23 protein-coding genes are annotated in these 23,004 nt (G+C 38.0%); 17 read left to right on the top strand and 6 right to left on the bottom strand.

Features of this window, described 5'->3' with window-relative positions; all coding sequences use genetic code 11:
* Positions 1-3: 3 nt before the first annotated feature.
* The 13 genes from AC1Z3T_RS06930 to rplS all read left to right on the top strand — a co-directional run bounded on the left by AC1Z3T_RS06930 (position 4) and on the right by rplS (position 11,710).
* Entirely contained in the window at positions 4-594 is a 591-nt protein-coding gene (locus AC1Z3T_RS06930; protein WP_042088547.1) for a prepilin-type N-terminal cleavage/methylation domain-containing protein, read from the top strand.
* A complete protein-coding gene (locus tag AC1Z3T_RS06925; RefSeq protein ID WP_042088546.1) occupies positions 588-1,022 on the top strand; it encodes a type IV pilin protein in 435 nt (144 codons plus the stop codon). Before AC1Z3T_RS06930 ends, AC1Z3T_RS06925 begins: the two co-directional genes overlap by 7 nt.
* Before the next feature lie 794 nt (positions 1,023-1,816).
* Positions 1,817-2,323: a pilus assembly FimT family protein gene (locus AC1Z3T_RS06920; protein WP_042088545.1), complete on the top strand. Its 507-nt coding sequence runs from the start codon at positions 1,817-1,819 to the stop codon at positions 2,321-2,323.
* Positions 2,320-2,877, top strand: coding sequence for a type IV pilus modification protein PilV (pilV, locus tag AC1Z3T_RS06915; RefSeq protein WP_042088543.1), 558 nt, complete (start codon positions 2,320-2,322; stop codon positions 2,875-2,877). The genes AC1Z3T_RS06920 and pilV overlap by 4 nt, the downstream gene beginning before the upstream one ends.
* Positions 2,877-3,848 (top strand): PilW family protein, encoded by a 972-nt coding sequence (locus tag AC1Z3T_RS06910; protein ID WP_100886072.1) that lies wholly within the window; start codon positions 2,877-2,879, stop codon positions 3,846-3,848. The genes pilV and AC1Z3T_RS06910 overlap by 1 nt, the downstream gene beginning before the upstream one ends.
* Complete coding sequence (locus tag AC1Z3T_RS06905; RefSeq protein ID WP_009586178.1) at positions 3,849-4,619, top strand: pilus assembly PilX family protein; 771 nt, start codon at positions 3,849-3,851, stop codon at positions 4,617-4,619.
* Positions 4,620-4,636: 17 nt separating this feature from the next.
* Entirely contained in the window at positions 4,637-8,446 is a 3,810-nt protein-coding gene (locus AC1Z3T_RS06900; RefSeq protein ID WP_100886071.1) for a PilC/PilY family type IV pilus protein, read from the top strand.
* Positions 8,447-8,456: 10 nt separating this feature from the next.
* A complete protein-coding gene (locus AC1Z3T_RS06895) occupies positions 8,457-8,930 on the top strand; it encodes a prepilin-type N-terminal cleavage/methylation domain-containing protein (RefSeq protein WP_042088540.1) in 474 nt (157 codons plus the stop codon).
* Positions 8,924-9,370, top strand: a complete 447-nt coding sequence (locus AC1Z3T_RS06890) for a type IV pilin protein (RefSeq protein WP_100886070.1) — start codon at positions 8,924-8,926, stop codon at positions 9,368-9,370. Before AC1Z3T_RS06895 ends, AC1Z3T_RS06890 begins: the two co-directional genes overlap by 7 nt.
* A gap of 145 nt (positions 9,371-9,515) precedes the next feature.
* Positions 9,516-9,773: a 30S ribosomal protein S16 gene (gene rpsP, locus AC1Z3T_RS06885; protein WP_004826436.1), complete on the top strand. Its 258-nt coding sequence runs from the start codon at positions 9,516-9,518 to the stop codon at positions 9,771-9,773.
* Between the two features lie 22 nt (positions 9,774-9,795).
* Positions 9,796-10,344, top strand: a complete 549-nt coding sequence (gene rimM, locus AC1Z3T_RS06880; RefSeq protein WP_005035430.1) for a ribosome maturation factor RimM — start codon at positions 9,796-9,798, stop codon at positions 10,342-10,344.
* 40 nt (positions 10,345-10,384) lie between these two features.
* On the top strand, positions 10,385-11,134 hold the full coding sequence (trmD, locus tag AC1Z3T_RS06875; protein WP_100886069.1) for a tRNA (guanosine(37)-N1)-methyltransferase TrmD: 750 nt from the start codon (positions 10,385-10,387) through the stop codon (positions 11,132-11,134).
* Between the two features lie 204 nt (positions 11,135-11,338).
* The gene (rplS, locus tag AC1Z3T_RS06870) at positions 11,339-11,710 is read left to right on the top strand and encodes a 50S ribosomal protein L19 (RefSeq protein WP_004826442.1); all 372 of its coding nucleotides are present in this window, start codon (positions 11,339-11,341) and stop codon (positions 11,708-11,710) included.
* A 434-nt stretch (positions 11,711-12,144) separates the two neighbouring features.
* Here the strand turns inward: rplS and AC1Z3T_RS06865 are convergent, their stop codons facing one another.
* The 5 genes from AC1Z3T_RS06865 to AC1Z3T_RS06845 all read right to left on the bottom strand — a co-directional run bounded on the left by AC1Z3T_RS06865 (position 12,145) and on the right by AC1Z3T_RS06845 (position 17,857).
* Complete coding sequence (locus tag AC1Z3T_RS06865; protein ID WP_004826444.1) at positions 12,145-13,107, bottom strand: lipase family alpha/beta hydrolase; 963 nt, start codon at positions 13,105-13,107, stop codon at positions 12,145-12,147.
* A 430-nt stretch (positions 13,108-13,537) separates the two neighbouring features.
* The gene (locus tag AC1Z3T_RS06860) at positions 13,538-14,503 is read right to left on the bottom strand and encodes a lipase family alpha/beta hydrolase (protein ID WP_100886068.1); all 966 of its coding nucleotides are present in this window, start codon (positions 14,501-14,503) and stop codon (positions 13,538-13,540) included.
* Positions 14,504-14,768: 265 nt separating this feature from the next.
* Positions 14,769-15,740, bottom strand: coding sequence for an esterase/lipase family protein (locus AC1Z3T_RS06855; protein ID WP_100886067.1), 972 nt, complete (start codon positions 15,738-15,740; stop codon positions 14,769-14,771).
* Positions 15,741-15,808: 68 nt separating this feature from the next.
* Positions 15,809-16,792: an esterase/lipase family protein gene (locus tag AC1Z3T_RS06850; RefSeq protein WP_100886066.1), complete on the bottom strand. Its 984-nt coding sequence runs from the start codon at positions 16,790-16,792 to the stop codon at positions 15,809-15,811.
* A 30-nt stretch (positions 16,793-16,822) separates the two neighbouring features.
* Positions 16,823-17,857, bottom strand: coding sequence for a lipase secretion chaperone (locus tag AC1Z3T_RS06845; RefSeq protein WP_005035442.1), 1,035 nt, complete (start codon positions 17,855-17,857; stop codon positions 16,823-16,825).
* A gap of 135 nt (positions 17,858-17,992) precedes the next feature.
* Here AC1Z3T_RS06845 and truB point away from each other — a divergent pair, with 135 nt between their 5' ends.
* The 3 genes from truB to AC1Z3T_RS06830 all read left to right on the top strand — a co-directional run bounded on the left by truB (position 17,993) and on the right by AC1Z3T_RS06830 (position 20,386).
* Positions 17,993-18,898: a tRNA pseudouridine(55) synthase TruB gene (gene truB / locus AC1Z3T_RS06840; RefSeq protein WP_004826452.1), complete on the top strand. Its 906-nt coding sequence runs from the start codon at positions 17,993-17,995 to the stop codon at positions 18,896-18,898.
* 82 nt (positions 18,899-18,980) lie between these two features.
* Positions 18,981-19,748, top strand: a complete 768-nt coding sequence (locus AC1Z3T_RS06835) for a sulfite exporter TauE/SafE family protein (RefSeq protein ID WP_005035448.1) — start codon at positions 18,981-18,983, stop codon at positions 19,746-19,748.
* A 176-nt stretch (positions 19,749-19,924) separates the two neighbouring features.
* Positions 19,925-20,386: a hemerythrin domain-containing protein gene (locus AC1Z3T_RS06830; RefSeq protein ID WP_004826456.1), complete on the top strand. Its 462-nt coding sequence runs from the start codon at positions 19,925-19,927 to the stop codon at positions 20,384-20,386.
* Between the two features lie 118 nt (positions 20,387-20,504).
* On the opposite strand, the gene AC1Z3T_RS06825 is transcribed toward AC1Z3T_RS06830, so the two are convergent.
* The gene (locus AC1Z3T_RS06825) at positions 20,505-21,383 is read right to left on the bottom strand and encodes an EamA family transporter (protein WP_004826457.1); all 879 of its coding nucleotides are present in this window, start codon (positions 21,381-21,383) and stop codon (positions 20,505-20,507) included.
* Positions 21,384-21,552: 169 nt separating this feature from the next.
* Here AC1Z3T_RS06825 and AC1Z3T_RS06820 point away from each other — a divergent pair, with 169 nt between their 5' ends.
* On the top strand, positions 21,553-22,989 hold the full coding sequence (locus AC1Z3T_RS06820; RefSeq protein ID WP_100886065.1) for a tetratricopeptide repeat protein: 1,437 nt from the start codon (positions 21,553-21,555) through the stop codon (positions 22,987-22,989).
* Positions 22,990-23,004: the final 15 nt, after the last annotated feature.

Raw genomic sequence — 23,004 nt, 5'->3', positions numbered from 1 at the left:
ATCATGAAGAATCGATATGGTTTTACACTGATTGAACTTGTCATCGTGGTGGTGGTTGTGGCGATTATCGCTGCAATTGCGATTCCGAATTATGCGCAATTTATAGAACGTAAGGATGAGGCTATTGCAAAACAGGAGGCACAAAAGGTTGCAGCAGAATTAGAACGTTTTAAATCAAAAAATTTTAGCTATAAGGGCTTCGATGCAAGTTATCTTTATCGTTTTACTGATACCGATGCGCATGGTAATTCAGTCATAAGTAGTCATTATAATCCTTCAACAGGGCAGCTTTTATTACCAATAGGTGTTGATACCAATAATGCTAAATATAAATTGACTCTGGTTGATGGCACTACACATCAACCTTTGACAATTAAGAAAGGTGCAAATGGTACTGAAACTCCTGACTCTACAAGCGTAAAAGGATTGAGTTGGGCAATTGCCGTTGAACGTGTCAAAGGAAACAGTGGAGAACCGAAACAACCACGTAACAACGATTTATTGTCTTTAAGTACAGGGCTTCGATGTATGACGAAGGTCAAAGATGTAGTGAGCCTATTTTCAGATTGTGGTAGTGCAGGTGAATCATGGTGAAAAATATCAGTAAAAATAGGGGTTTTACTTTGATGGAGTTGATGATTGTTGTTGCAATCATCGCCATTCTTGCGGCAATTGCTTATCCGTCATACTCGAATTATAAAATTCGTACAAATCGAGTGGATACACAAAGTGAAATGATGCAAATTTCTCAGCGTTTACAAAGTTATTATGCCATTCATCATAATTATACCAATGCAAAGCTGGATACCAATACCATGACTAAAGATTATCCCGCCTTTGCTGAGCTTTATACAATTAGATTAACAACCAGTGATCAAACATGGACATTGACAGCAGAACCAAAATCAAATTCTGTTCAGTCATCAGACGGGAATCTTGTACTAAATAGCCAGGGTCAAAAATGTTGGATGAAAGGCGCTACATGTATTCCTTCCGCTACCACAAACTGGGAAGGTCAATAAAATTTTGATTTCCGTATCAAAGCGTGTGTTTGTTGAAGTGAACAATAAAATTTATGCAATGACTCTAAATTGCTGAAAGATATAAAGCTTTGATTGACACACTTTACCTTTTAAAGTCTAAATAACCTGAGTTCGATAAAAATCCTTGATGAAATATGATACTCGGAAACGTCATCCGCAACTGTTCGAGGCAGGACTCCTTTCATAAGATATTGTTTCTGCGACTTATTGAAAATGTTGATGGTGGTTGACGAGTTTTGCGGCGAGCCGCAGGCTGATCCTGAAATTGGATGAAAACTCAGCAAGACTCCGCCGAGATTTATTATTTTTCAATAAGTTAAAAGTGTGATTGCATCGAACTCACGTTAAATAGATTTGCGTAGGCGGTGTCTCGTTTTGCTCAACTCATTTTTTGCTTAGTCACATTTTTTCGCTACAAACAAAGCCGTGCTTGGTTTTGCCCATTTGCCTCTCCTCAACATGACGATATCCATGTCGTCACACGATCAAAGATCCAGCGAAGATTCAAATGCACAAGATAAATGAATCACCAAAAGCTTTTTAACAATTTGTATAAAAACCATAAATTTGATTGGATATGAATCATCAGGTGTTTTGATGATATTAAAGTTAAAATTATAATATATTTAAGATAAATTTACATGAAATTTCAGCAGACAATCAAATGTGACAATTGTCCGTTTTTTTATGCCTTTCATCTAACTTGTATTGGTTTTGTAAGTGTTTTGGTTATGATTTTAAGTTAGGTAAAGTTTTGTTCTAGAGGGATTGTGATGCAAAATAATCGGGGATTCACTTTAATTGAATTAATAGTCACATTAATCATTATCTCGATTGTTGCCATAATTGCCGCGCCAAAAATTCAAGATTTAACGTTAAAAAGAAAGCTTGAGAGAACTTCAGTTGATTTAGAAAAAATATTGACCCAAGCAAGGTCAGATGCCGTTGTATTTCGGAAAAAAGTCACTGTTAATCTTAATACAGCTGGAAAAGATTCTGCTCAAAGTAAATATTGGAATATACCTTCAGGACAAACTTTAATTTTTAAAACAGGTGAATGTATTACTGATGATAAGGGAAAAAAGTCATGGGGCTATAGTTCTACGATTCCCACACTCGCTAAAATTGTATTTTTACCACAAGGAAATGTAGAAAATTTCCCTCAAAATTTAGAAATACAAATTTCAAGTGATTCATATACTAAATATGTATATTTAACAAATTTTGGCAAAGTTACAACAACGAATAAATCTAATTTTGACGGGGATTGTACCTCATGATGAAAGCATTATCTTCCCAAAAGGGAATAGGTATGATGGAAGTCCTTGTTGCACTCATATTATTATCAATTGGGGTGTTAGGTTTTGCGATGCTACAAATGAGAGCCATGGAAGCTTCTCTTGATGCGTCTAAACGTATTCAAGCAATGAGTTTGGCTCGTGATATGTCTGAGCGAATGCGGGCAAATAATCAAGGTTTAGCTAAAAATATAACAATTAAAGTAAATGATGTTGATCAAGTTGTTGATGCATATGCAAATGCTTTTGCTGGACGCACATATGCGACGTCTTATTCAGCAAAGTGCAACAACACAACAAAATGTTCTAGCCAGAAATTTGCAGAAGAAGATGTAAATCAAATTTTATATAAAGCTTTCCTGAATGGAATGAAAACAGCAATAAGTGATTGCCCTGGAAATATGACCAGAAGCCGTTATTGTGTCTATGTCGCTTGGGATGAAACTGAGCCAACTAATAGTGATTCTACAAATAGCTGCACTAAAGGCGGTTCTTATAATAAAGACTCTAAGTGTATTATTTTGGAGACTTACTAATGAATTATTCAAAAGGTATGACGCTTGTAGAGTTGATGTTAGCACTGGTTATTGGTTTATTAATCATGGCAGCAGCTATGCAGTTATTTTTGACAGGTAGTATCAATTATGGGCTTCAGAAGAACTTAGCAGAATTACAAGATAACGGAAATTTTGGTTTAAATTTTATTTTAAAAGACATAAAACTCGCAAATTTAGATGCAGATTTAGCGGTTGTGAATGATCGTAATCAATACAGTGGCGTCGTATTTACAACGATAAAAAGTTACGCTGGTTTAACTGAAGATGAGAAAAAAGTTGCAACAGCAAATATTCCTTATTTTATTTCTGGTGATTCAGCAAATTTAGCGAATTTCACTCAAGCTAAAGTCGGATTGTCAAATGTAAATGTAAAAAGTGATCAATTGGTCATTCAATATAAAGCTTTTGATCCAAATGGTTTTGATTGCGAAGGCAATCCAATTTCGCAAGATGATATAGATAAGGGCACATTCATTGTGCAGCGATATTTTTTACGTCAGGATGGTTCAGCAGGGAATCTAGCTTTGGTTTGTGATGCTGGACGTTATAAAACATTGGTAGAAACGGCTGCTTTACCTACAAATATTTCTGGTTTAGGTGAAGGTAGTCAAATCATTATGCGTCGTGTGGACTATTTTCATGTTTTGCTTGGCGTTAAGCAAAATAATACAGATGAATTTAGCTATATGACGATTGACCAATATATGGGAGCAACCAACTCACTGACTAAAGCAGGAACTCCTAGACCTCGAATAATGTCGATTCAGTTAGGTGCTTTAGTACGTGGTTATGATTCTATTTCAGAAAAAGATAAATTACCAAGTGGTTTTACTGTTTTAGATCAAGCGGTGACTTTAAGTACATCAGATTCAGATCCTAAATATATTCGCGATGTAATCAGTCAGACAGTTGCATTACGAAATGGCTATGGCCTCATGGAGGATTTATAAATGCGAGTCCATCAACGAGGTATCACAATTATCGCGGTGCTCTTTGTTCTTATTTTAATGGTTTTAATTGGTACTCTGGCAGTGAAACAGAGTCTAACAGGGTTAAGTATTGCGACGAATAGTCAGATTCAAAGTTTGAACCAGCAAACAGCGGATGCCGTATTCTTTGCACTTGAAAAAGATAACAAGGATTCTGCAACTTTACAGAAAAATTTAAGCTCCTTAGGCCTATTTGGGATTGTAAAGTCAGATAGTTTTTTAAACAAAGAGCTGGTTTTCTGTTATCGACCGAAAACCCAAGCCAAATTATTTTCTATTCAACAAGCAAGTGTTATTTATCCTACAAGTGATGCAGATGTAAATAATAGTGAGCTAGGTGTTGCTGGTTACTGTCAATATACAAAAAATGATTATAGCAGTGGACGGGATATTATGATTTCGCAAATTGCTGTGAAAAAAAGTAGTAGTAATACTGACGTACCCTTCAAATATTTTCCCACTGGTACAGATACATCCACTGTTCAACTTGATCAGGTGCAACCTGTGCAAATTATTGTGACCACGATTATCCCAGGTGCAGCGAATGGTAGTGGCTCTGGATGGTCAAGTTTTTCAAGCCAAATTAATGATTGTTTTAAAAACCATTTGAATGATAAGTCTGCAAAGTATGCAGCACAAAAGACAGTTGCAGAATGTTTTGCTGATTTGGGTGTGCCATATAGTCAACAAGTCATGGATTATGCTGTGATTAGTTATGCGACTAAGAGCTAAGGTAAAGGGGATATCTTATGAAAACTAAATATAAAAAAATAGTTGTTGCGATACAAACAGCTTTTATCACCTCATTAGTTTGTTCTGCTTTACCGAGTTATGCAAGTGATACGGAACTCTATAAAGCACCTCAAACTTCAGTTACGACTATTATGTTTATGCTTGATGTTTCAGGGAGTATGAACCCAAGCCTCAATGATTATGGTGAAAATCGAATTCAAAGCCTAAAAAATGGGATGCTAAAACTTCTTCAGGGTGATGCTTCTCAAGGAATAGAACGATTACCAGATAAACTAGTAGTTGGTTTGTCTGAGTTTAGTGGAACTACTGGGCGTATTGACTTAGAGGCTCGAGCTTTAGGACAAGAAACAGATATTGGGACTAAAGAAATCTATCGAGTTTCTACTTCGGCAACATTCAACTTGTCTAGAGACTTAACGAGAGTGAACAGTCGAGATAGATATAGTACACAGACCAGAACAAGAAGATATTCTTGGAGTGATTGGGGTACTTGGAGTGGTTGGAGTGGTTGGAGTGGTTGGAGTGGTTGGAGTGGTTCTAATCCGAGTGCAAGTGGTGAATCCGTAGATAGTAAAGTACTAGGCAATACCATAACTGTTCAAGAATGTATTGATTGGAATAATATAAATAATAGCAATGATCCAAGTTGTAAAACATGGGCAGATTCAACAAAAACCTTAGCGGATTTAAATGGTTTAAATTCAACTAGTCAAAATCAATATGGGTATCCTAATTGGACTGATCAAGGAGGGTGGGTTAATATTGGTTCAAGTAATCAAACATATAACGATGTTGTAACATGTACAAGCTCTAGTTGGGGGACTTGTTACGAACAAACCAATACAAGAACGAATACTGAAAGTCAGAATCAAAAGAAAAGTCAAACAGCTACTATTGCTGGACAAGTAGTTACTACTTATACGGGTAATGCTAAAGATACTCACCGTAATAAAATGATACGTGCTGTGAATGCATTATCAGCAGGCGGAGGTACTCCTACAGCATTTGCTTATGCTGAGGTTGCTGCGTATTTGATGGGACAATCTACGCGAAATTCTAGTGGCAGCGGATTTATCTCGAATGTCACCAATATTAGTGGTTCTACTAGGTATTTAAATCCCGAAACTATTACCTCAACTAAGCAATGCAATACACAAGGTATTTATTTTCTAACAGATGGTGTTCCTGAGTATGGGCGAAATAATTCATCTCTGAATATTATGCGTGAAAGTTTAAATGACTCTGGTTTTAGGTGTGCAAGTGATTCTTTAGGTGGCAGTACGCCGTACTATAATAGTAGTAATAATACAAATAACTGGACTTGTATTGGTGAATATACTAAACGGTTATTAAAAGGTGGTTCAAATAATCCAGCTGGTGTATCAATCAAGACAGCAGTTGTTGGATTTGGATCTGATATGACAGGTACGCCAACATCTAATAAAGCCAATGATATTAGTGATGCTAAAAAATGGGGAATATTGGGTGGGGGAGGATATTACCCTGGCAATAATGATGCCGATGTTGTTGCTAGTGTTAATGCTTTCCTTAAAAAGCTTCAAAAATATATTCCGCCAGTTACTACAGGCTCAATTACCATACCTGTAGATAATTTAGATACTCAAAATATTCAGCCTTGGGGGTACTTCCCACAATTTGATCCAGCTCCAGATGCTCAAGTCACAACATGGATTGGTAATCTTAAAAAATACCAAGTGGTTGATAATATAATTAAAGATCGTGATAACAAGATTGTATTTGATGCTACAAAGGGAATTAGTGTTGATGATCCAAATGATTATTGGGCAGATACTGCTATTAAAAAGACAATTACCAAAATCGTTCAAGAAAATAACGTAGATGTTGAAAAAGAATTTGAAGTAAGAGTTGGTGGAGCCTTAAGTCAATTTAAGTTAGGGAATGTCAATAATATTGAAAGAACTATTTATACAGACAGAAAAGTTGGTAATGATGGTACTGCATCGAGTATTGGGAATGATAAGGCTTTATTACAAGTAAGTAGTGCTGATTTAAAAGCCAATAACCCTACGAATAATTTTAGTATAGATACCAAACGTGGTTATCTTGCAGCGTTGTTTGGTTACAATGTAACTTCTGCCATGGCATCAAACCTAACGACGAGCAATAGTGATGCTGCCAATACGTCCTTTGTAAATTTTCTCACACAATCCAATGCAACACTTAGACAAATGGGCGCAGTAATGCATTCTAGACCCATATTGATTACACAAAAAGGGACAACCCAATTTGATGCTAAAACAGGTGATTTAAGTTACAAGGATCGTGATGACTTAATTGTATTTGGAACAACTCAAGGGTTATTACATGTCATCCGAGCAGGTGACAGTGCAACAGACAGTAATGCGGGTAAAGAAGTATTTACATTTGTTCCTAATGAAATGATTGAAAAGCAAAGCAAAGGTTTTTTAAATCAAGAAAATCAGGGAAGAAACCTAGAGTATGGAGTTGACGGTCCTTGGACAGCCTATACTGAATATGTCACTAAGTCTGGTACAAATGCAACAGAGCCTGTTGTAACGGTGAGCGGTGGTAAACAATGGTTATATGGTGGTTTACGCATGGGGGGGCGCAGTTATTATGCTCTAGATTTATCTGATGTTACCTCTACCAGCGGAAAACCAAAAATAAAATTTAGAATCAGTCCTGACGATGCAGCAGCATATTCACCAATTAGCTATATGGGGCAAAGTTGGTCTAAACCTACTTTAGCTTGGATAAACTGGCAAGGTTCACGCAAGCTGGTAATGATTGTTGGTGGTGGTTATGACCCAATTTATGAAAATATAGGTACGCCAACATCCAGTAGTATTGATAAAGGTGCAGGCGTATATATTTTTGATGCTGAAACTGGCTCAGTTTTATGGTGGGCAAGTGCAAATGCGGCAGCTGATAAAGTCACCGAGACGAATGTCAGTAATATGAAGCGTAGTGTGGTGAGTCAGATAAAAGCAATTGACCGTAATAGTGATGGACTCGTAGATCACCTATACTTTGGTGATTTAGGTGGTCAATTGTGGCGTGTAGACTTAGACAGTTCAAATCAAGCGGGTAAGACGGCTAATTTAGCGAAACGTGTCACTCGTATTCTAAATCAGTCTAATGCATCAGATGTACCAAGATTCTATTCTACACCTACATTTACCATTCATAACAATGGCGGAAGTTTGTTTGCAGTACTGACAATTGGTTCTGGTAACTTGAGTTCACCTATGTCAGAAACCAATAAAAATGATGCTTTATATGCTATTTATGATAAAGATGTAACACGTCGAAATTTATCAGTATTAAAGGACAGTGAATTAAATTCGGTTGATATCAATTCAATGACCACAGGTAGTAAACAGCTGGTTAAAAATACTGATGGTAATACTGCGACAAGTTTCAGTTTTGGTGGGTGGTATTATCCGTTAGGTTCTAAAAAACGTGTTCTCAATGATAATATCGCGATTGACAGTGATTTATATGTCAGCATATTTAATGCAAACATAGATATTGATGACGTTGATTGTTACGGTGGTGTGCGAGGTGAAAGTAAGGCTAATCAATTCTGTCTACCTTATGGTCAATGCACTGTATTGAGTGGGAATACTATAGTTGTTAAGAATCGTCCAAATGAAATTTCATTAGGAAAAGGGAATATCGGTATCAGTTTCGGTGGTAAGGACAAAAATCGTGGTTTAGTTCTAAACTTTCCTACAACTGAAACTTTAACAAACTATACCAGTAAAACTAAGTTTATTTCCCAGCGTTGGTATGAACGTTAAGGACGAATCCATGAAAAAAATACAAGGATTTACCCTTATTGAGTTAGTTATTGTTGTCATTATTATTGCAATAATGGCAGCTATAGCCATACCTACCTATAAGGATATAATTCAGTCAAATAGAGAGAAAAAAGTTCAACAAGAAATCTTAAAGCTTGCTGAGCAATTGGAAAGATATAAAACTAGAAATTTTAATTATAGAAATTTTTCTGAAACGGCTACAGAGTTACCTGAAGGCTATATATTGAAAATTTTAGATTTGGAAGACAGTTCAAAAAATCTGACAGATGATGTACAGGGGATAGGCTGGTATATTTCAGTCGCCCCACCTACTGATGTAAACAATCGTAACTATAATCCTAAAAATAATTATTTTTTGATGAGTAGTAATGGATTGCAATGTAAATCACGTTTAGCAAGTGATGTAAATTTTAAATGTGAACCTTGGAACGATGGAACAAAAACAGGAAGCCAACCATGGTAAAAGAACAGGGTTTTAGCTTAATCGAACTACTTATTGTTGTTGCAATTTTAGGGATATTGGCAAGAATTGCTTATCCAATGTATACAGACTATTTAATCAAAGCAAACCGTGTTGATATGCAGTCTGAAATGGTTAGGATTGGCGGCTTATTACAAAAATATAGGACATTGAACTCTACATTTCTAAAAAAACAGGATGCGACTCCAATTGATCTAACTACAGTAGGTGTTGCAGATCAATATCCTTCTGGCGGTAAACCATTATATAAGCTTACTTTATCTAATGTATCAGCAGGAACATGGACATTAACAGCAATGCCAAATGAAAATACAAATCAAGCTGGAAATGGTTCTATAGTGCTGAACAATCAAGGTCAAAAATGTTGGACCAAAGGTACCTCATGCACCCCGTCCGCAACTACAAACTGGGACGGCAGATAAAATTTAAATTCAAAATTGTGGATAAAGAAAAATTGATCTTTCTTTCACACTCAAGATAACGTAAAATACTGCCCTCTATGAAAGGGGTTTGAAATGTACCGATGGTCGGTGCAAGGATAATCCGTAAAAACTATAAGGTTCTATCATGGTTGTAATTCGTCTAGCACGCGGTGGTGCTAAAAAACGTCCGTTCTATCAAATCATTGTGACTGATAGCCGTAATGCACGTGACGGTCGTTTCATCGAACGTATTGGTTTCTTTAACCCTACAGCTCAAGGTAAAGCAGAAAAACTTCGTTTAGATGCTGACCGTTTTGCTCACTGGGTTTCACAAGGTGCTCAACCTTCTGAACGTGTTGCTTCTTTAGCTGCTCAAGCGAAGAAAGCTGCAGCTGCTGCATAATTTATTCAGCAGTAGGTAGCCCATGACACCAACACAGAATGTGCCCGAAGATCGTATTCAGATTGGACAGCTACGTTCAGCATATGGATTAAATGGGTGGCTCTGGGTCTATTCCAATACTGAACCCATGAGCAACATTTTTGACTACCTGCCTTGGTACATAGAAACCAAAGCAGGTTGGCAAATTATCGATGTAAAACGTTGGAAACCACATGGCAAAGGTCTTGTTGTTGCGCTAAAAGGTGTGATTGATCGTACCGCAGCAGACAATTTGGTTGGCGCTAATATCTGGATTTCAAAGTCGCAACTGCCTCAACCGGGTGTGGATGAGTACTATTGGTCTGATTTAAAAGGTCTAACAGTGTTAGGTTTGAATGATGAAGAGCAAGAAGTAAATCTCGGTAAAATCCATGAACTGTTTGAAACAGGTGCCAATGATGTAATGGTTGTTCGTGCAACAGCAGATAGCATCGATGGTGAAGAGCGAATGATTCCATGGCATAAAGATGTGGTACAACGCGTTGATCTCGAAGCTGGTCGTATCTACGTGAATTGGGGCGTGGATTATTAATCCTTAGGATTGGCACAGCAGGAAAATAGAGGAGTCTGCGGTGTTTTTTGCAGTCATTACGCTTTTTCCTGAAATGTTTGAAGCGATTACAGCGTACGGCATTAGCGGACGCGCGGTGAAACGTGACATTGTACAAGTTCATTGTATCAATCCACGAGAATTTGCCGAGGGCAACTACAAAAGAGTGGATGAACGTCCATTTGGTGGTGGTCCAGGTATGGTGATGATGGCTGAGCCTTTGGCAAAAGCAATACACCATGCCAAACAGCTTGCAAAGCAAGCAGGAGCGGTTCATGTCCCTGTGGTGTATATGTCTCCACAAGGTAAAACCCTAAATGAACCTGCGGTACAGCAATTTATTCATTATGACGGATTGATTGTACTGTGTGGACGTTATGAGGGGGTCGATGAACGTTTGATCCAAAAATATGTAGATCAGGAATGGTCGATTGGAGATTACGTATTGTCGGGTGGTGAACTACCTGCGATGGTTCTATTAGACAGTGTGATTCGACGTTTGCCGAATACCATGTCAGATGAACAGTCAGCAGTGCAAGATTCATTTGTGGACGGTCTACTCGATTGCCCACAATATACCAAGCCAGACCATTTTGAAGGTTTGGATGTTCCTGATGTTTTAAAGTCAGGTCATCATGCAAATATTGAAAAATGGCGGTTTTTGCAACGCTATCAACGCACTTTGGAACGTCGCCCTGAGTTGGTGGAAAAAGTTGAGTTGACCAAGCAGCAAAAGAAATGGCTAAAAGATCAGCAAGACTCAGCAAAATGATGCTTGGTTCGAGCACAAGATTGAGAAGCAATGCTTCAACAAATTGATATTTAGCCTTGGTTAAATGTCTTTTATAGGCTCCTTAAGCTCTCTCATATTTGAGTAAGGCTAAGGGGAAAGATAAACGGGTTGATATGCGATTTAGCCTCTGTCCCCAGCGGTTGTACAGACCTCTTCTGTTCCGCAAAATCGGAGATTCCCACAATGAGTGGTAAACATCCTTTAGTTCAAGCAATTGAAAACCAACAGTTAAAAACTGACATCCCTGCTTTTGCTCCTGGTGACACAGTTGTTGTCCAAGTAAAAGTAAAAGAAGGTGACCGTGAGCGTCTTCAGGCGTTTGAAGGTGTGGTGATTGCGAAGAAAAACCGTGGTTTGAACTCAGCGTTCACAGTACGTAAAATTTCTAGCGGTGTTGGTGTTGAGCGCGTATTCCAAACTCACTCTCCAATCGTTGCTAAAATCGAAGTGAAACGTCGTGGTGACGTTCGTCGTGCTAAGCTTTATTACCTACGCGAATTGTCTGGTAAAGCTGCACGTATTCGTGAGAAATTACCAGCGCGTAAACAAGGTTAATTTTAACTTTGCTTTACAGCTAAAAATGCGCCTTATTAGGCGCATTTTTTATGACTAATTGATGAATGAAAATAGTATATAGACAACCTGTTGAAAAATGCATACAGCAAAATATCATTTTTCTTGATCAATAAAATCAAAGTGATCAATAGATTGCTTGAAGATCTAAAGCTTGCACTGCCACGTTTTAGCTCTAAAGTTTTAATTGATTTGCGTTGGCGATGTCTTACTTTTTAGAGATGAAAAGTAACAAAAATCCTTTGTTTAACAGGGATCTTGCGCTGCAAACAAAGCAGTGCTTTGTTTTTGCTCATATCGCCCTTGACCGATGGCGGCATCCATGCCGCACCCGCGATAGCGATGTCAGGTAAAATCTGCTGATGAAAAAAGCAAAGACCATTTCAATTATATTAAGTCAATAATATTGATTGCTATTATAATCCTTGTAATTTTAAACGGTTGGCTTGTTCACGATAGACTTGTACTGGATCAGGTGCAAAGATTGCACGCAAGCCTAAAACCTGATTGACTTCATCTAAATGATTCCAACGATAATCATCACGAATCGTTTTACCAAATTTGGCACTACAGCGAGAGACAAGTCCATCATTGGTTTCAGGAATATTGCGACTGGTGCTGAGCAAGAATGCATCCGTTAAATCTGCAAGATTTGTTAAAACAGCACTTCCTGTGAAAGAATAAAAATAAATGCCTTTTTCCTGATATGCACCTTCTCCACATGTTGTTGTCGGAACGCCCATTGGAAATTGATTATTGAAAAGAGCAGAGCCTTCGGTGCTTAAACTTTTTGAACCTGCCAATGCATCATGCGGAAACTCTTTGGGATCAAAGCCCTTAGACCAAACAATCATATTGGAAATAAAATTAACCATGTTGACCAATGGACCTTCAGCTGGAGTGCCTTCTGCTCGTAAAATCACATCCGAAAGTGGACTCCCTTTGTTTGGGGAGCCAACAGCTGTTACCGAAGCAACGTTGTTCGGCATCACTCCGGCAACATAACGTGCAGTGGGACCACCATGTGAGTGACCAATGAGGTTGATTTTTGTTTGTCCTGTAATGGCGAGGATATCTTCAACTTGTTGTACCAATTGTTCACCTCTAACTTCTGTTGAGTTAAATGGTGAAACACGTGTGACCCATGTATTTGCACCATTACGTGCTAAGTCAGGTGCAATTTGGTACCAGTAGTCTTGTCCTGAAGCATTGTCTGAACGAATAAATCCAGCCATGCCATGTACCAATACAATAGGATATTTAGTTTTAGCATAAGTTGATGTTGTTTGACTTGTGGTGATTTGCTGGGCATTAGACGCATACGCACTGGGTACTAAACAAGCCAAGATTAGACTTGCCATCAATGATCCATATTTCATGGGGAAGCTCCATTTAAAATTGTTATTTATTATTGATTCACTTCTAAGTGAAATTTAAAAATATCAAAATTGTCATGAATTACGAGCGGAAAAGTATGAAAAACAACCTTAAATGTAATATTTTATTTCGTAAAAATGTTTATTCAGTGTTAAATTCATAAAAGCCATTGAAATTTATGGAAAACTTAAAACTAGGTCAAAGAATATTCATACAAGTGATTTGATTTCAATCATTCATATCCAATGCGCTTTATGTTTTATAAAAATTGTTAGAGCCTTTGGTGATTGGTTTATTTTGCACTTTTGGATCATAGAAGGTCTTTTTATTGTGAGGTGGCATGGATGTTTTTATATTGAGCGAAGGGATATGAGCAAAACCAAAAGCCATATTGTAAAAAGAGATACAATATGGCTAATTTAAGTTGAGAACTTACAAACCTTGTACTTTCAAACGGTTGGCATGTTCACGATAGACTTGTACTGGGTCTGGCGCAAAGAGCGCGCGTAAACCTAAAATTTGATTGATTTCGTCCAAATGATTCCAGCGGTAATTATCTCGAATAGTTCTGCCGAATTTCGCACTACAACGTGACACTAAACCATCATTATCATGACCGAGATTGATCAATAAGCTTGTACCAAGTAGTGCTGAATCCAAGTCTAAAAGATTGGTGACGACTGAATTGCCTGTAAATGAAAAAAATTGAATGCCTTTTTCTTGATAAGCACCTTCGCTACATGCTGTAGCGCCGACGCCCATTGGAAATTTACGATTAAATAAAACTGAACCTTCGGTCGTAACACTTTTTCCACTGGCAAGTGCATCATGAGGAAAGCTTTTTGGATCTAAGCCTTGCGCCCAAACAATGGTTTTCGAGAATAAATTGACAAGACTGACAACGGGTCCTTCAAGAACTGTACCCTCTGCACTCAAAATGACATCTGCAACTGGGCTGCCCCTTTGTGGTGAACCAATCGCGGTCACGGATGCAACGCGAGTAGGCATGACACCCGCGACATAGCGACTGGTTGGACCACCATGAGAATGACCGACTAAATTGACCTTTTGGCTACCTGTGATGGCTAAAATCTCTTCTACTTGTTGAGCCAGTTGTTCGCCGCGCACTTCGGTTGAATTAAACGGTGATACACGTGTCGCCCATGTGCTTGCGCCGTTTCGTGCCAAATTAGGTAAAATTTGATACCAGTAATCGAGTCCTAAAACATCACCCACCCGAATAAATCCTGCCATACCATGAGCAAATACAATTGGGTATTTGGTTTTTGCATAATCAGAACTTACTTTTGTTGCAGTGACTTGTTGTGCATTGGATGCATGTGTCGTGGATAAAGTACATGCGAGAAATAGACCTGTGATCAGATGTCCATATTTCATCATAAATCTCCGTTGGTTTTATTATTGAGGGGTTTTTGGTATGTATCGTTTTTTAACCTAGCAAAGCTGAAGTGAGGTTATCGATGAAATTTGGATGAAAAACAACCTAAACTGTAACTTAATATTTTATTTCTTGGTAAAAAATGAATTGATGTGTTGCCATAACCGTCGTATGGCAACAGGATTTGAGGGCTTTATTTTTAAATCAAACATAAATAAAATCTACTGTTGTTGACCTCACAGTAAATATTTTAGATTAGAAATATTATAAGCCTTCTAATTTCAAGCGATTGGCTTGTTGGCGAAATTGATCAACTGGATTCGGTGAAAATAATCCGCGTAACCCTAAAATTTGATTGACCTCATCCAAGTGGGTTTGATCATAATTATCTCGAATCACTTGTCCTAAATGCGTATTGCAACGAGTGACTAAGCCATCATTATCTAGATTTTTATATGACAAAGGTGCAAGGGTAGAAATTGCAGCATCAGTCAGATCAAGAACATTGGTCAATTGTGCTTTACCCGTCCATGAATAATGGTAGACACCATTTGAAGTCACTTTTTGCCCCTGACCACAATCTTTGGGAATCGCTGCACTTGGATATTTTGCATTAAATTCAGCTGAACCTTTTTCACTAATACTTTGTAAAGAACGATTTAAGCTGTTGGGTAATGATGGATTATTTTCCAGTAACGTAATCACCGGCGCTAAAATATATTGACTTACAACGGTTAACAGCGCACTCGCGCCTCGATTACTCAATATATCATCTGCAACTTTAGAGCCTTTTATCGTTCCTGCAACAGCAGTTAAAGATGCTACTTTGGAAGGTGCAACGATTTCAATATAACGAATGGTTGGACCACCATGACTATGTCCAATGAGATTCACTTTGGCTGATCCTGTTAATGCCAAAACCTCATCAACTTGTTGTAAAAGTTGCTCACCACGAACCTCAGTGCTTTCTAAAGGAGAAACCTGTGTTGCATAGACCTTCGCACCATTTCGAGCAAGATCGGGGAGCACCTGATAAAAATAATCTAAGCCAAATGATGATATACCAAGCCGAGTGAAACCAAACATGCCATGGTTAAATACGATTGGATATTTGGTTTTTGCATAGTCAGAACTGACATAGGTTGGAGTGACAGTTTGTAGCCCTGATGCTGAGACTGTCATTCCACTGAGTCCGAGGACGAGACCCAGCCCGAGTGAACCGATCTTTAATTTCATTTTAAATACTCTTTTTGTTTTAACTGGATAAATAACCCACAATTTCTAGAATTGTAAGTTGGTGTAGATTACAGTCCTTGTAACTTCAAACGATTGGCATGCTGTCGATATAAGGCTACGGGATCTTGTGAGAACCAACCTCGTAAACCAAACATCATATTGGCTAAATCGGTATGATTTAAATCGTAATTATCTCTAATCACTTGCCCAATATGCGTACTACAGCGCGGTACCATGCCGTCATTATCAGTGTTGCCGTACACTAAGGGGGCAAGTTGCATTAATAGGGTATCGATATCTAATAAATTTGTGGTTTGCGCAGTTCCTCCCCAAGAGTAATAATGAATTCCATTTTCTACTTTCGCACCCGTTTTATTACAATCTGTGGCGAGTGCAGTTGTTGGAAATTTGCTGTTAAATGTAGAAGAGCCTGTTTCTGAGAGCGATTTCATCGAGGCATCAAAGTTAATCGCTAAATCTGGATTTTCCTGTGCCCATGTGATCAGTGGACCAACAATATATTGTCCCAAAATATTCATCAAAATTTTACTTGCTTGATTATTTTGAATGCTGTCGGCAACACGAGAACCTCGAAAAGTTCCACCTACACCCGTGATAGACGCGACATATTGAGGTTTAACCGCTGCAACATAGCGGATAGTTGGACCGCCATGACTGTGTCCAATCAAGTTGACTTTGTCCTTTCCTGTGAGTGCTAAAACCTCTTCTACTTGAGTGATCAGTTGTTCTCCACGCACTTCAGTGGTATTGGCAGGAGACAATTGTGCTGCAAATACTGTTGCACCATTACGCGCCATGTCGGGTAAGATCTGATACCAATAGTCAATATTAAAACGCTCATTTCCGATTCGAGACCATCCGAGCCAACCATGTGTCATGACTATAGGATATGCAGTTTTTGCATAATCTGATTTGATTGTATCTTTGATTTGCAAAATGCATGGAGATGCCTGTGTCAAGCTGGCTAAACTAAGTCCCAACACACAGCATATACTGAGCCCCATACGATTTTTTATTGTCCTGTTTTTCATTTTTTTCCTGTTATGTCACAATTTTATTGATTAATTTGCAAACGGTAATTGACCTCCTTGGTCATGTACCGTTTCAAATGTTTGTAATCTAAGTTGTTCTTGTTGATTGGAAAATTGTTGTGATTTGAGTTGTTGTATTGCACTTTGTTTAGCGGAATCACTCATATTGCTGTTGAGAATGGTGTCTCGCTCAGATAAATACTGGTTCACTTTATTTTTCCAGTCACCTCTTTGGACATCTAATGTTTCTAAACGTTGAGTTGCTTCTGGACCAACAAGATTAGTACGCATTTGATGCAGTTCTTGTGCTGAGCCACCGCGTGCTTTAATGTCTGCTGTGAGTTTTCTGAGGTCTTCAAGCTGATTCAGTTGTTGCAGATTTTCTTTCCAATCTTCAGGAAGTTGATCAAACAATGCTTTAAGTTTTTTGGCTTTTTCGCTTGCAGATAAGGATGCGTCATCCATCACAGCCATTCGATCGACGGTATATTGGTCATAGGTATCTTGCGTACCAAATAGACCTTGGATTTCATAATCTGAGAAGAATTTCTTTCTTAAATTTTTGGTATTGTCCACAATCTGTTGATAGTATTTTGCACTTTCCTTGTCCGCATTGGGTGCTTGTAAATCTGCTAATTTACTTCGGTAATCCATGTAGCGTGTCCATAAATCACTCAACTGAGATAGAACAGGCTCTTTATAGCTTGTTTGAAGATAACGCTGGAAATCTGTTTTGATTTGTTCAATTGTTTTTTCACCATACTGGGTAATGAAATATTCAAAACAGTCTTTGGTTTGTTCATTGACAATTAAGCGGTTGGAAGCATCTACTCGAATTTGACAATTAATTTGCGTGTCTTGTTGGCTCTTGCTGGCAAAACTTAGCGCTTCTGATGTTGAAAGCTGAGAAGCGGCAATTTGTCCTTCAGACTGAGTTGTATCGTCCGAAGTCTGATGTGCTTCAGCTGTTTGATGACTGGGTTTAAGCCAGAAAATGACTGCCAAAATCACCACTAAAATAATAAACAACACTATCCCAAGCGTTTTTTTTCTAGATGAATCCATCTAATGTCCTATATTTTTTGTATTTTTATTCAAAAATAATTTGCCATAAAACCGCAAGTTTCAAATATAAAATTTGTAAAAATAGATGAGTGGTTTTTGTTAAAATAACCCATCAACTTATGTATAAAGATCAAGATGTCCTCAAAAGCCCAGAAGATTCCACGTCGTCATATCAGTGGTGTATTTTTATTGAATAAACCATTGGGCATTAGTTCAAATGCAGCATTGCAAAAAGTTCGTTGGTTGTATCGAGCACAAAAAGCCGGGCATACAGGTGCACTTGATCCTTTGGCTTCGGGTTTACTGCCGATTTGTTTAGGCGAAGCGACCAAGTTTTCGCATTATTTATTAGATTCGAACAAACGTTATCGTACAACCATTCAGTTGGGGCACAGTACAACTACAGGTGATGTGGAAGGCGAGGTCTTGTTAGAAAAAGATGTACCTGAATTAAGCCAAGCGAATATTGAGCAGGTTTTGAAACAATTCACTGGTGACATACAGCAAATTCCTCCAATGTATTCAGCTTTAAAGAAACAAGGACGTCCATTGTATGAGTTGGCTCGTCAAGGCATTGAAATTGAGCGTGAGGCTCGACCTATCCATATTTTTGCTGTTGAACTTATTGAGTTTACATCACAGAGCCTGACTTTAGATATCACTTGTTCGAAAGGGACTTATATTCGAGTGCTAGGTGAAGATATTGCCAAAGCATTAGGTACGTATGGACATTTGACTTATTTACATCGGATTCAGACAGGTCACTTTGATTTAATCCCCGAATATACCATTGAATATTTGGAAAGCTTAACTGAACAAGAGCGAGAAAAGTTGTTGCTTCCTGTATATGCACCAATTGATCATTTTTTAAAGGTTCAGGTACCTCAAGGTCGTGCAGAATATTTCTGCCGCGGTATGGAAAGTAATATAGATCATGTTGCAGTCGCAGAAGTGCTTGTATTCGATGGTGAAAAATGTTTAGGGCTGGCTGAAATTACGGATAAGAAGCGCTTGGTACCGAAACGTGTTTTAAATCTTTGATTAGAAATATTGCCTCAAAATTCAGTGGATTGAAGAACGAGCACTGTTCAAATATAGCACCGTTAAAAGATAAGTGAATGTTATGGAATTTGATATTATTCTCAGTTTAGTGTTTTTTGCCTTTTGTGCAGGCGCGATTGATGCTGCTGTCGGAGGTGGGGGACTGATTCAAATTCCTGCTTTGATGGGGGCGTTGCCTCATTATCCGACGGCTACGGTTTTTGGTACTAACAAGCTTGCATCCATTTGTGGAACTGCATCCGCAGCATTTTCTTATTTAAAACAAGTCAAAATTGAATGGAAATTGCTTGCGGTTATCGGGATCACAGCTTTCATCAGTTCATTTGGTGGTGCTGCTTGTGTCTCTTTAATTCCACAGGAAATTTTACGTCCCTTTGTCTTGTTTATGTTGATTGTCATCGCAATCTATACGTTTTTTAAAAAACAGTTTGGGCAAGTACATTTTCAACAGGAAGTTACCCATAAAATGCTGTTGATCGCAGGTATCGGTGGTTTATTGATTGGTTTTTATGATGGAATTTTTGGACCAGGCACAGGCAGTTTCTTTATTTTTTATTTTATTCGTTATTTGAAAGTTGACTTTCTCCATGCTTCGGCACTTTCGAAAATCGGCAATTTCATGACCAATTTTGCAGCATTGAGTTTCTTTATTCCCACAGGGCATGTGCTATTTCAATTGGGCTTAATGATGGCAGTCGCCAATATTTGTGGCTCACTGGTGGGCGTGAAAATGGCGTTGAAATATGGAAGTGGTTTTATTCGAATTTTATTTTTAATTTTAGTCAGTATCTTGATTTGTCGTTTGGGATACCAAATGTTCATGGCTTAAGCCTTATATTCAAAACACCCCACAAAATTTAAGTTTTTTTGATACAAAAAACTCTTAAATTTTGTGGGGCTTTTTTTTGATGCTTTATTTATGATTGATGACTTATTCAGCGAAATTTATCGACTCAATAAAAAAGAAATCAGCGCTCACGTAGAATCAAAAAAAGAGGGATTTTGATGAACATATTCGAGGCTTTACGAGAAAGCCACAGGATTCAGAAGGATTTGTCTGAACAGCTCATTCATACATCAGGTGATACGCCTGAACGACGGAAAATTTTTAATTTACTCAAAAATGAACTATTTGCACATGCAGTTGCCGAGGATCGTTATTTTTACAGTCCGTTAATGATGACGGATTCAGGTTTAAATATTACACGTTTGGCGCTTGCTGAATATCAAGAAATGGAGGCGATCTTAGATTCTTTAGAACAAACTGATTTTAGTCATTCACGTTGGTTGGTGTTGGCAAAAAGGTTATCGGATACTGTTGCAGGGCACATCTACCAGAAAGAGCAAAATTTTTTTATGAAAGCAGGGAAAATTTTAGATGAAAATCAGAAAATAACCTTAGCGAAAAAATATTTGTCAGAATATAAAAAATATAAAGCAAAAGAAATAATGCGTTTGATTGGGTAATCCTACTCAATTCACCTGATCGTAACCACTAAGATTTGATTAAAATCAATTCGGCTTAGCTTGACGCTAGATCTTTATACATCGGATAGGACTCGCTTAAAACAATGACTAAAAAAGATCAGTCATTGTTGAGTGCAGCTGGATTTCGTGCAGAACGGAAGGTTACCCCTACAGAAGCGGTCATGATACAAATTAAAGCAATAATTTGCCATGTTGTAATATGTTCATTGAGTAAAACCATTCCAGCAATTGCTGCCAGAGCAGGGGATAAGCTGGACAAGGTACCATAGCTCATTTTACTGAGTTGTTTGAGTGCCAGTAGATCTAAAGCATAAGGGATTGCTGTTGCCAAAAGCGCAATCAGTAAGGCTTTACCCCAATATTGAGTTTGTAATAAAGCCTGTGAATCATGTACTGCGCTGATTGGTAACATCACCAGTGCCGAGAGAACAATCGCAATACTGAGCGCATGCATACCTATATTTTGGCGTACCACTTTCTGACCAAAGTAAATATAACTTGCCCAGCAAATACCCGCACCAAGCGCAAATGCTGCACCAAGATAAGAAAAGTTATGCGCATTGGCATCATGCCAAGGCACCATTAAGGCGATACCTATGATGGCGAGGAATACCCAAATATAATCACTTTTTTGTTTAATCGAGAGTAGTGCTAATGTCAGTGGACCTAAAAACTCGAGTCCAACAGCAATCCCTTGTGGTAATTTGCCTAAAGATGCATAGAACAATACATTCATCAGACATACGGAACCACTATAATATAAAAGTTCTTTCCATCTTAGATAAGGCAAACGTTTGATAATTTTCCATGAACGGAACATCAAAATAATTAAAATGGAAGCAAAACATAACCTTAAAGTCACGACCGTAATGGGATCTAAAACTTCAAACAACTGTTTGGCAAATGAAGCACTGATCTGATAAGCCACCATAGATAAAACCATGAAAAGCACAGCAGTGAGTTGAGAGTTTGGCATGTTTATGGTGTAAAAAAGAATTGGATAGATTTTAACACTTTCTTAAATTTATTTTGGTATTTCGTAAATATATGAATATTCATTTAATATTTTGCTTTGAGATTATGGGTACTCCTCTGTAAGATGTGAAAGATTATACTTGCAATGGCACATGTGTTAGGAATAAAAGATGTCAGGACATACGAACAATACTGAAAATATAGCCTTAAATGGGGCGCAACATTCACAAGCAGAAGCTTGGTATATCGAAGTCCTAAAATTAGAACAACAAGGCTTTGCCCAAACTGAACAAGATGCTCAGGCACGTGTGGATTTGTTGGTCAATGCATCGAATCAAGACTTTGCGCCCGCAAGTACCTTGTTAGGTCAGTGGCATGTCTTGGGACGTTATTTAAACCAAAGTATTCCTTCCGCCATTCTTTTTTTTCAACATGCCGCAAAGCTTAATCATGGTTTAGCACATTTAGAACTCGCTTATCTTGGATTGAACCATGCAAGCGATCAGTTGACTCAGGCACAAGCATTGATGCACTTGCAACAAGCTGTCCAATTGAACCATCCAGAGGCAATTTTTGTCTATGCACAACAACAACTTGCACAAGATCCGCAAGCTGCTTACCAATTGCTTTTAGACAATTATTTAAAAAACCAGCATCAAAATAGCTTGAAGTTTTGTGTCGAGTTTTCTGGATTTGACCCGATCAAAGTACAAAATGAATTACTCAAAATTGCTGAAAAAGATCATTTTGCCTGTGCGTTATTGGCATTTAGTTATTTCACGCAGCACAATCTAGATGCTGCTTTCAAATATGCTGAAATTGCTCAACAACACAATGATCCTTTTGGTTGTTATGTTCGTGCTTTAGTTGAGCAACAACGTGATCAAGGTGATGCCACACTTGCTCAAGAGTTTTTACTCAAAGCTGCGAAAAATGGACATATTGAGTCGGCTTACTTAGCCGCATTAAACTTGCTCAAAAACGCTGAAAATGCCAAGACTGAACAAAAACACCAAGAATATGCCACACTGGCTGTTGAATTATTATCACATGCAGCAGTTGCCGGGCATGTACCCGCACAATATTCGCTAGCCCAATGTTTACGTTATGGTTTAGGCACTGAAAAAAATCTGGATCAAGGTGTTTCTTGGTTAGAAAGAGCAGCAATGCAAAATCATCCGGATGCACAATTTGAACTGTCTATGTTATTGCCTTTGGAACATGAACATCACTTACCCTTATTAAATGCTGCGGCAGATAAAGGGCATACTCAGGCGATGCTGTGTATGTCGATTTTTGAACAGCGTCAAGACAATGCTCAAGGAGCACTAGATTGGTTAAATAAGGCAAAAGAACTCCAAGTACCACGTGCATTTTTTCTACTCGGACAAATGTATCGAGAGGGTAAATGTGTTGATGTTGATTTGAGTCTAAGTGCAGATTTATTTAAACAGGCAGCGGATCATGGTGATATAGATTCTTATTTCGAACTGTTTAAAATTTATAAAGATGGAATCGGTGTACGAAAAAATAAGAAAACAGCCAGTAAATATTTAGATTTAGCAAAAGAAAATCAGCATATTGAAGCGGCATCTATTGAGTTCTAAATCAAAGTTCAGCAG

This window comes from Acinetobacter sp. B-6 (assembly GCF_056930735.1).
The sequence above is the reverse complement of the archived record's forward strand: the minus strand, read 5'-3'. Positions and strand labels throughout refer to the sequence as shown.

Bases quoted from the DNA above. Each gene is read 5' to 3' on its own strand.
- AC1Z3T_RS06860 (WP_100886068.1), bottom strand. From the start codon at position 14,503: ATGAAATATGGACATCTGATCACAGGTCTATTTCTCGCATGTACTTTA.
- AC1Z3T_RS06855 (WP_100886067.1), bottom strand. From the start codon at position 15,740: ATGAAATTAAAGATCGGTTCACTCGGGCTGGGTCTCGTCCTCGGACTC.
- AC1Z3T_RS06925 (WP_042088546.1), top strand. From the start codon at position 588: ATGGTGAAAAATATCAGTAAAAATAGGGGTTTTACTTTGATGGAGTTG.
- rimM (WP_005035430.1), top strand. From the start codon at position 9,796: ATGACACCAACACAGAATGTGCCCGAAGATCGTATTCAGATTGGACAG.
- AC1Z3T_RS06820 (WP_100886065.1), top strand. From the start codon at position 21,553: ATGTCAGGACATACGAACAATACTGAAAATATAGCCTTAAATGGGGCG.
- AC1Z3T_RS06845 (WP_005035442.1), bottom strand. From the start codon at position 17,857: ATGGATTCATCTAGAAAAAAAACGCTTGGGATAGTGTTGTTTATTATT.
- AC1Z3T_RS06890 (WP_100886070.1), top strand. From the start codon at position 8,924: ATGGTAAAAGAACAGGGTTTTAGCTTAATCGAACTACTTATTGTTGTT.
- AC1Z3T_RS06920 (WP_042088545.1), top strand. From the start codon at position 1,817: ATGCAAAATAATCGGGGATTCACTTTAATTGAATTAATAGTCACATTA.
- AC1Z3T_RS06835 (WP_005035448.1), top strand. From the start codon at position 18,981: ATGGAATTTGATATTATTCTCAGTTTAGTGTTTTTTGCCTTTTGTGCA.
- rpsP (WP_004826436.1), top strand. From the start codon at position 9,516: ATGGTTGTAATTCGTCTAGCACGCGGTGGTGCTAAAAAACGTCCGTTC.
- AC1Z3T_RS06910 (WP_100886072.1), top strand. From the start codon at position 2,877: ATGAATTATTCAAAAGGTATGACGCTTGTAGAGTTGATGTTAGCACTG.
- truB (WP_004826452.1), top strand. From the start codon at position 17,993: ATGTCCTCAAAAGCCCAGAAGATTCCACGTCGTCATATCAGTGGTGTA.
- AC1Z3T_RS06930 (WP_042088547.1), top strand. From the start codon at position 4: ATGAAGAATCGATATGGTTTTACACTGATTGAACTTGTCATCGTGGTG.
- AC1Z3T_RS06900 (WP_100886071.1), top strand. From the start codon at position 4,637: ATGAAAACTAAATATAAAAAAATAGTTGTTGCGATACAAACAGCTTTT.
- AC1Z3T_RS06865 (WP_004826444.1), bottom strand. From the start codon at position 13,107: ATGAAATATGGATCATTGATGGCAAGTCTAATCTTGGCTTGTTTAGTA.
- AC1Z3T_RS06850 (WP_100886066.1), bottom strand. From the start codon at position 16,792: ATGAAAAACAGGACAATAAAAAATCGTATGGGGCTCAGTATATGCTGT.
- AC1Z3T_RS06895 (WP_042088540.1), top strand. From the start codon at position 8,457: ATGAAAAAAATACAAGGATTTACCCTTATTGAGTTAGTTATTGTTGTC.
- AC1Z3T_RS06905 (WP_009586178.1), top strand. From the start codon at position 3,849: ATGCGAGTCCATCAACGAGGTATCACAATTATCGCGGTGCTCTTTGTT.
- pilV (WP_042088543.1), top strand. From the start codon at position 2,320: ATGATGAAAGCATTATCTTCCCAAAAGGGAATAGGTATGATGGAAGTC.
- AC1Z3T_RS06825 (WP_004826457.1), bottom strand. From the start codon at position 21,383: ATGCCAAACTCTCAACTCACTGCTGTGCTTTTCATGGTTTTATCTATG.
- AC1Z3T_RS06830 (WP_004826456.1), top strand. From the start codon at position 19,925: ATGAACATATTCGAGGCTTTACGAGAAAGCCACAGGATTCAGAAGGAT.
- rplS (WP_004826442.1), top strand. From the start codon at position 11,339: ATGAGTGGTAAACATCCTTTAGTTCAAGCAATTGAAAACCAACAGTTA.